Genomic DNA, 8308 nt, shown 5'->3' on the forward strand with positions numbered 1-8308 from the left:
CATGAGGGCGGGTGTCATGAGGAGGGGGACACCGGTTGCCGGTGCCCCCCTCGTCCGCCGGCTGATCAGTCCTGGCGTGCGGCGATCAGGTGCTGGGCGTGTTCCTGGAGGGAACGGACGCCCACCTCGCCGTGTTTGAGGGCGTCGATGCCCTGGACGGCGGCGGCGAGCGCCTGCACCGTCGTCAGGCACGGGACGCCGCGCGCCACGGCCGCGGTGCGGATGTCGTAGCCGTCGAGCCGGCCGCCGGTGCCGTACGGCGTGTTGACGATGAGGTCGACGCCGCCCTCGTGGATCAGCTGGACGATGGTCTTCTCGCCGTCGGGGCCCTGGCCCTCGAACTGCTTGCGCACGACGGTGGCCTTGATGCCGTTGCGCTTGAGGACCTCGGCGGTGCCGGAGGTGGCGAGCAGCTCGAAACCGTGGGCGACCAGCTCGCGCGCCGGGAAGATCATCGAGCGCTTGTCGCGGTTGGCGACGGAGATGAAGGCGCGGCCCTTGGTGGGCAGCGGCCCGTACGCCCCGGCCTGCGACTTGGCGTACGCGGTGCCGAAGGCGGAGTCGATGCCCATGACCTCGCCGGTGGAGCGCATCTCCGGGCCGAGGACGGTGTCCACGCCGCGACCGTGGATGTCGCGGAAGCGCGACCACGGCATCACGGCCTCCTTGACGGAGATCGGCGCGTCGAGCGGCAGCGTGCCGCCGTCGCCGTGGGCGGGCAGCAGGCCCTCGGCGCGCAGTCCGGCGACGGTGGCGCCGAGCGAGATGCGGGCGGCGGCCTTGGCGAGCGGTACGGCGGTCGCCTTCGAGGTGAAGGGGACCGTACGGGAGGCGCGCGGGTTGGCCTCCAGGACGTAGAGGATGTCACCGGCCAGGGCGAACTGGATGTTGATCAGTCCGCGTACGCCGACGCCGCGCGCGATGGCCTCGGTGGAGGCGCGCAGCCGCTTGATGTCGTGTCCGCCGAGCGTGATGGGCGGCAGGGCGCACGCCGAGTCGCCGGAGTGGATGCCGGCCTCCTCGATGTGCTCCATGACGCCGCCGAGGTACAGCTCGGTGCCGTCGTAGAGGGCGTCCACGTCGATCTCGATGGCGTCGTCGAGGAACCGGTCCACCAGGACGGGCCGGGAGGGGCTGATCTCGGTGGACTCCGCGATGTACGAGGAGAGCCGTGTCTCGTCGTACACGATCTCCATGCCGCGTCCGCCGAGGACGTAGGAGGGCCGGACGAGGACCGGGTAGCCGATCTCGTCCGCGATGGCCTTGGCCTCGCCGAAGGTGGTGGCGGTGCCGTGCTTGGGCGCGGGCAGTCCGGCCTCGGCGAGGACCCGGCCGAAGGCGCCCCGGTCCTCGGCGGCGTGGATGGCCTCGGGGGGTGTGCCGACCACGGGGACACCGTTGTCCTTGAGCGCCTGCGCGAGGCCCAGCGGGGTCTGGCCGCCGAGCTGGACGATGACGCCCGCGACCGGCCCGGCCAGCGTCTCGGCGTGCACGATCTCCAGGACGTCCTCCAGGGTGAGCGGCTCGAAGTAGAGCCGGTCGGAGGTGTCGTAGTCGGTGGAGACGGTCTCCGGGTTGCAGTTGACCATCACGGTCTCGTAGCCCGCCTCGCTCAGCGCGAAGGAGGCGTGGACGCAGGAGTAGTCGAACTCGATGCCCTGGCCGATCCGGTTGGGGCCGGAGCCGAGGATGATCACGGCGGGCCTCTCGCGCGGCGCGACCTCGCTCTCCTCGTCGTACGAGGAGTAGAAGTACGGGGTCCTGGCGGCGAACTCGGCGGCGCAGGTGTCCACCGTCTTGTAGACGGGACGGATGCCGAGCGCGTGCCTGACCTCCCGGACGACGTCCTCGCGCAGCCCGCGGATCCCGGCGATCTGGGCGTCGGAGAAGCCGTGGCGCTTGGCCTCGGCGAGCAGCTCGGGGTCGAGCTTCGGGGCGGCGGCCAGCTCGTCCGCGTACTCCTTGATCAGGAAGAGCTGGTCGACGAACCAGGGGTCGATCTTCGTGGCCTCGAAGACCTCCTCGGGGGTGGCTCCGGCGTGGATCGCCCGCATGACCGTGTTGATCCGGCCGTCCGTGGGGACCTCGGCGGTCTCCAGCAGCGCGGCCGGGTCCCCCGGGGCCCCGGAGAAGTCGAACTGGCTGCCGGCCTTCTCCAGGGAGCGCAGCGCCTTCTGGAGCGCCTCGGTGAAGTTGCGGCCGATGGCCATGGCCTCGCCGACCGACTTCATGGTGGTGGTGAGGCTGGCGTCGGCGGCCGGGAACTTCTCGAAGGCGAAGCGCGGCACCTTGACGACGACGTAGTCGAGGGTGGGCTCGAAGGACGCCGGGGTCTTCTCGGTGATGTCGTTGGGGATCTCGTCCAGCGTGTAGCCGATGGCGAGCCGGGCGGCGATCTTGGCGATCGGGAAGCCGGTGGCCTTGGAGGCGAGCGCGGAGGAGCGCGAGACGCGCGGGTTCATCTCGATGACGATGACCCGGCCGTCGTCGGGGTCGATCGCGAACTGGATGTTGCAGCCGCCGGTGTCCACGCCGACCTCGCGGATGACGGCGATGCCGACGTCCCGCAGGATCTGGTACTCGCGGTCGGTGAGCGTCATCGCGGGGGCGACGGTGATGGAGTCGCCGGTGTGCACGCCCATCGGGTCGAAGTTCTCGATGGAGCAGACGACCACGACGTTGTCGTGCTTGTCGCGCATCAGCTCCAGCTCGTACTCCTTCCAGCCGAGGATGGACTCCTCCAGGAGCACCTCGGTGGTCGGGGAGAGCATCAGGCCCTGTCCGGCGATCCGGCGCAGGTCCTCCTCGTTGTGCGCGAAGCCGGAGCCGGCGCCGCCCATGGTGAAGGAGGGGCGGACGACGACGGGGTAGCCGCCGAGGGTCTCGACCCCGCCGATGACGTCGTCCATGGTGTGGCAGATGACCGAGCGCGCGGACTCGCCGTGCCCGATCTTCTCCTTGACGGCGCTGACGACGTTCTTGAAGAGGTCGCGGTCCTCGCCCTTGTTGATCGCCTCGACGTTGGCGCCGATCAGCTCGACGCCGTACTTGTCGAGGGTGCCCGCGTCGTGCAGCGAGATCGCGGTGTTGAGCGCGGTCTGGCCGCCGAGGGTGGGCAGCAGCGCGTCGGGGCGCTCCTTGGCGATGATCTTCTCGACGAACTCGGGGGTGATCGGCTCGACGTAGGTGGCGTCGGCGATCTCCGGGTCCGTCATGATCGTGGCGGGGTTGGAGTTGACCAGGATGACGCGCAGGCCCTCGGACTTGAGGACGCGGCACGCCTGGGTACCGGAGTAGTCGAACTCAGCGGCCTGGCCGATGACGATCGGTCCTGAACCGATGACCAGGACGGACTGGATATCGGAGCGCTTAGGCACGCTGGCCCTCCATGAGCTGTACGAAGCGGTCGAACAGGTACGCGGCGTCGTGCGGACCCGCGGCTGCCTCGGGGTGGTACTGGACGCTGAAGACCGGCCGGTCGAGCAGCCTGAGCCCCTCGACCACGTTGTCGTTGAGACAGACGTGGGAGACCTCGGCGCGGCCGTAGGGGGTGTCGGAGACCCGGTCGAGGGGCGCGTCGACGGCGAAGCCGTGGTTGTGCGCGGTGACCTCGACCTTGCCCGTGGTGCGGTCCTGGACGGGCTGGTTGATGCCGCGGTGGCCGTACTTCAGCTTGTACGTGCCGAAGCCGAGCGCGCGGCCGAGGAGCTGGTTGCCGAAGCAGATCCCGAAGAGCGGGGTGCCGCGCTCCAGGACGCCCTTGACGACGGTGAGGTCGGCGGTGGCCGGGTCGCCGGGGCCGTTGGAGAGGAAGACGCCGTCGGGCGCGGTGGCGTACACCTCGTCCAGGGTGGCGGTGGCGGGCAGGACGTGCACCTCGATGCCGCGCTCGGCCATCCGGTGCGGGGTCATGCCCTTGATGCCGAGGTCGAGGGCGGCGACGGTGAAGCGCTTCCCGCCGATGGCGGGGACGGTGTACGCCTCGGTGGCGGAGACCTCGGCGGAGAGGTCGGCGCCGGTCATCTGGGGCGCCCGCTGGACGCGGGCGAGCAGCGTCGCCTCGTCCGCCAGGGACGGGCCGGAGAAGATCCCGACGCGCATCGCGCCGCGCTCGCGCAGATGGCGGGTGAGGGCGCGGGTGTCGACGCCGCTGATGCCGACGACGCCCTGGGCGGTCAGCTCGTCGTCGAGGGAGCGGCGCGAGCGCCAGTTGGACGGGGTGCGCGCGGGGTCGCGTACGACATAGCCGGAGACCCAGATGCGCCGCGACTCGGCGTCCTCGTCGTTGACTCCGGTGTTGCCGATGTGCGGGGCGGTCATCACGACGACCTGCCGGTGGTAGGACGGGTCGGTCAGGGTCTCCTGGTAGCCGGTCATGCCGGTGGAGAACACCGCCTCTCCGAAGGTCTCCCCCACGGCCCCGTAGGCGCGGCCGCGGAAGCTGCGGCCGTCCTCCAGGACGAGTACGGCGGGAGACGCCTTGTCTCGGGCGGTGTCGCGGCCGGTTGCACGGGGCGAGGTGGTCATCGTGCGGGGCCTTCCGTGGTGATCAAGTGGTTCATGGAGTTGATGGCCTCGACCCAGGCGGCGTGTTCGGCCGACCGCTCGGAGCGGAAGCCGGAGTCGATCAGCGTGTCGCCGAGCTGCCAGGTGACGACCAGCAGACCGCCCTCGGCGAGCACCTTCCCGGCGATGCCCTTGTCGAGCCTGGCCTCGCGCAGCCGGTCCGCGGGGATGAAGAAGTCGTTCGCGCCGGGCCGTACGACGTCCAGGCCGGCGTCGGTGAGTGTCAGCTCGACGCGGCTGCGGGAGCCGAGGCCGTGGGCGACGATCCGGTCCAGCCACTGCCCTGCGGTCGTGGAGCCGTGGTAGCGGCCCTCCGTACGGAGGCGGGCCTCGCCCGGGTCCTCCGGGGCGGTGGGCGGCGCGGGCAGGTCGGACTGGAGGCTGCCGCGCCATTTCCAGCCCTGGCGCATCAGCCAGTACACGAGCGCGATGAAGAGCAGCAGACCGACGACCCAGCCGATGCGGGCGGCCCAGTCGGTCACGTCCGCCGATTTCCGCTCGGCGGCCAGGGGCAGGAGGAGCTTCGCACTGGTCACGCTTGTCATGCCTGTCACGCCAGATTCCCGTCGACGACCGTGGCGCGGCCCCGGAGGAAGGTGTGGGTCACGCGTCCCGGCAGCTCGCGGCCCTCGTAGGGGGTGTTGCGGCTGCGGGAGGCGAAGCCCGCGGGGTCCACCGCTCCACGGTATGCCGGATCGACCAGGGTCAGGTTGGCGGGCTCGCCTGCCGAGACGGGACGGCCGTGGCCTTCGAGCCGGCCGATGCGCGCCGGACGCAGCGACATCCGGTCGGCGACCCCGGCCCAGTCGAGCAGCCCGGTCTCCACCATCGTCTCCTGGACCACCGACAGGGCGGTCTCCAGCCCCACCATGCCCATGGCGGCGGCGGCCCACTCGCAGTCCTTGTCCTCGTGCGGGTGGGGGGCGTGGTCGGTGGCGACGCAGTCGATCGTGCCGTCCGCGAGGGCGGCGCGCAGGGCGAGGACGTCAGCCTCGGTGCGCAGCGGCGGGTTCACCTTGTAGACGGGGTTGTACGACCGTACGAGTTCGTCCGTGAGCAGCAGGTGGTGCGGGGTGACCTCGGCGGTGACGTTCCACCCCTTGGACTTGGCCCAGCGCACCAGCTCGACCGAGCCGGCGGTGGAGAGGTGGCAGATGTGCACCCGGGAGCCGACGTGCGCGGCGAGCAGGACGTCGCGCGCGATGATCGACTCCTCGGCCACGGCGGGCCAGCCGCCGAGCCCGAGTTCGGCGGAGACGACGCCCTCGTTCATCTGGGCGCCCTCGGTGAGCCGGGGCTCCTGGGCGTGCTGGGCGATGACGCCGTCGAACGCCTTGACGTACTCCAGCGCCCTGCGCATGATCACCGCGTCGTCCACGCACTTGCCGTCGTCGGAGAAGACCCGGACGCCCGCGGCGGAGTCGTGCATGGCGCCGAGTTCGGCGAGGTGCTTGCCCTCCAGGCCGACGGTGACGGCGCCGACCGGCTGCACGTCGCAGTAGCCGGACTCGCGGCCCAGCCGCCAGACCTGCTCGACGACCCCGGCGGTGTCCGCGACGGGGAAGGTGTTGGCCATGGCGTGGACGGCGGTGAAGCCGCCCACGGCGGCGGCCTTGGTGCCGGTCAGCACGGTCTCGGAGTCCTCGCGGCCCGGCTCGCGCAGATGGGTGTGGAGGTCGACAAGACCGGGCAGCAGGATCTGGCCCACGGCCTCGACGACGGTGGCGCCGGCGGCGTCCAGCCCGCTGCCGACGGCCTCGATGGTCTCGCCGTCGATCAGGACGTCCCGTACCTCGCCGCCGAGGATCCGCGCGCCCCTGACAAGAGTCTTGCTCATGATTACTTGGTCTCCTCGGTGCGGGCTTCGGTGCGGGACGTGGTGACGGCGGGCTCGTTGCCGCCGAGCAGCAGATAGAGCACGGCCATCCGGATCGAGACTCCGTTGGCGACCTGCTCGACGGCGGTGCAGCGGTCGGAGTCCGCGACCTCCGCGGTGATCTCCATGCCGCGGTTCATCGGTCCGGGGTGCATGACGACCGAGGTGCCGGGCATCCGCCGCATCCGGTCGCCGTCCAGGCCGTAGCGGCGCGCGTACTCGCGCTCGGTGGGGAAGAACGCGGCGTTCATCCGTTCGCGCTGGACGCGCAGCATCATCACGGCGTCGGACGCGGGCAGCACCCGGTCCAGGTCGTACGAGACCTCGCACGGCCAGTGCTCGACGCCGATCGGTACGAGGGTGGGCGGGGCGACCAGCGTCACCCGGGCGCCGAGCGTGTGCAGCAGCAGGACGTTGGAGCGGGCGACCCGGCTGTGCAGTACGTCGCCGACGATCGTGACGCGCCGCCCTTCGAGGTCGCGGCCGAGGCCCGCGTCGGCGCCGACCAGTCGGCGGCGCAGGGTGAAGGCGTCCAGCAGGGCCTGGGTGGGGTGTTCGTGGGTGCCGTCGCCCGCGTTGACGACGGCTCCTTCGATCCAGCCGGAGGTGGCGAGCCGGTAGGGGGCGCCCGAGGCGGGGTGGCGGATGACGACCGCGTCGGCGCCCATGGCCTCCAGCGTCAGCGCGGTGTCCTTGAGGGACTCTCCCTTGGAGACGGACGAGCCCTTCGCCGAGAAATTGATCACATCGGCCGACAGCCGCTTGGCGGCGGCCTCGAAGGAGATCCGGGTCCGGGTCGAGTCCTCGAAGAAGAGGTTCACGACGGTGCGGCCGCGCAGGGTGGGCAGCTTCTTGATGGGCCGGTCGGCGACCCGGGCCATCTCCTCGGCGGTGTCGAGGATCAGTACGGCCTCCTCGCGGCTGAGGTCGCCTGCGGAGATGAGATGGCCGGGCGTGCGGGGGCTTGCCCCTGGAAGACGCAGCATCTGGAGAGCGCTCCGGTTGTCTGGGGTGTGCGGGCGTGCGAAGACGCGCACCCGTCCGTGGGCAGGACGGCGCGCGGACGCGTCCGTACGGGACGGAGGCGTGCGGGGACGGTGGGCGCGCGCTACTGCTCGCCGGGGCCGGCGGGCGGCTTGAGGCCGAGCAGCACGGTGTCCCGGCCGTCCTCCTCGGCGAGCTGGACGCGCACCGTCTCCCGCAGCGACGTCGGGAGGTTCTTGCCGACGTAGTCCGCGCGGATCGGCAGCTCGCGGTGGCCCCGGTCGACGAGGACGGCCAGCTGGACGGCCCGGGGGCGCCCGATGTCGCCGAGGGCGTCGAGCGCGGCACGGATGGTGCGGCCGGAGAAGAGGACGTCGTCCACGAGGACGACGAGGCGTCCGTCGACGCCGTCGCCCGGGATGTCGGTGCGGGCCAGCGCGCGGGCGGGCCGCAGCCGCAGGTCGTCGCGGTACATCGTGATGTCGAGCGAGCCGACGGGCACGGAGCGGCCGGTGATCTCGGCGAGCTTTTCGGCCAGTCGCCGGGCCAGGAAGACGCCCCGGGTCGGAATGCCGAGGAGCGTCACGTCGTCGGCGCCCTTGGCGCGTTCGACGATCTCGTGGGCGATACGGGTCAGCACCCGGGCGATGTCGGGGGCTTCCAGGACGGCGCGGGCGCCGCTCTCACTGGTGGGGCTGGTGTCCATACGAAACGGACCTCCTTCTCCGCCTCACGGGACGGATCTTAAAGGACGTCGAAATTACGCCACCCAGGCTAGCAGGGCGTCCGTGCGCCACCCGGGCCCACCCCCGCCCGGAACCCCGCAGCGCCCCCACCGCGACCCGGTCGTGGCGCGGTACGGAGCGCGGTACGGAGCCGGTG

At 71.4% G+C, this 8308-nt stretch carries 6 protein-coding genes; all 6 read right to left on the reverse strand.

Annotation, left to right across the window (positions count from 1 at the left end; genetic code table 11):
* Positions 1-65 precede the first annotated feature (65 nt).
* Positions 66-3377 carry a carbamoyl-phosphate synthase large subunit gene (carB, locus tag DVH02_RS28110; RefSeq protein WP_114626666.1) on the reverse strand — a complete coding sequence of 1104 codons (3312 nt, stop codon included), beginning with the start codon at positions 3375-3377 and terminating at the stop codon, positions 66-68.
* Complete coding sequence (carA, locus tag DVH02_RS28115) at positions 3370-4527, reverse strand: glutamine-hydrolyzing carbamoyl-phosphate synthase small subunit (protein WP_114626667.1); 1158 nt, start codon at positions 4525-4527, stop codon at positions 3370-3372. Before carA ends, carB begins: the two co-directional genes overlap by 8 nt.
* Positions 4524-5111 carry a PH-like domain-containing protein gene (locus tag DVH02_RS28120; RefSeq protein ID WP_114626668.1) on the reverse strand — a complete coding sequence of 196 codons (588 nt, stop codon included), beginning with the start codon at positions 5109-5111 and terminating at the stop codon, positions 4524-4526. Before DVH02_RS28120 ends, carA begins: the two co-directional genes overlap by 4 nt.
* Positions 5112-5116: 5 nt before the next feature.
* Positions 5117-6403: a dihydroorotase gene (locus DVH02_RS28125; RefSeq protein WP_114626669.1), complete on the reverse strand. Its 1287-nt coding sequence runs from the start codon at positions 6401-6403 to the stop codon at positions 5117-5119.
* 2 nt (positions 6404-6405) lie between these two features.
* On the reverse strand, positions 6406-7428 hold the full coding sequence (locus DVH02_RS28130; RefSeq protein WP_114626670.1) for an aspartate carbamoyltransferase catalytic subunit: 1023 nt from the start codon (positions 7426-7428) through the stop codon (positions 6406-6408).
* 122 nt (positions 7429-7550) lie between these two features.
* Complete coding sequence (gene pyrR, locus DVH02_RS28135; RefSeq protein WP_114626671.1) at positions 7551-8132, reverse strand: bifunctional pyr operon transcriptional regulator/uracil phosphoribosyltransferase PyrR; 582 nt, start codon at positions 8130-8132, stop codon at positions 7551-7553.
* Positions 8133-8308: the final 176 nt, after the last annotated feature.

This window comes from Streptomyces corynorhini (assembly GCF_003346515.1).
Classification (GTDB): Bacteria; Actinomycetota; Actinomycetes; order Streptomycetales; family Streptomycetaceae; genus Streptomyces; species Streptomyces corynorhini.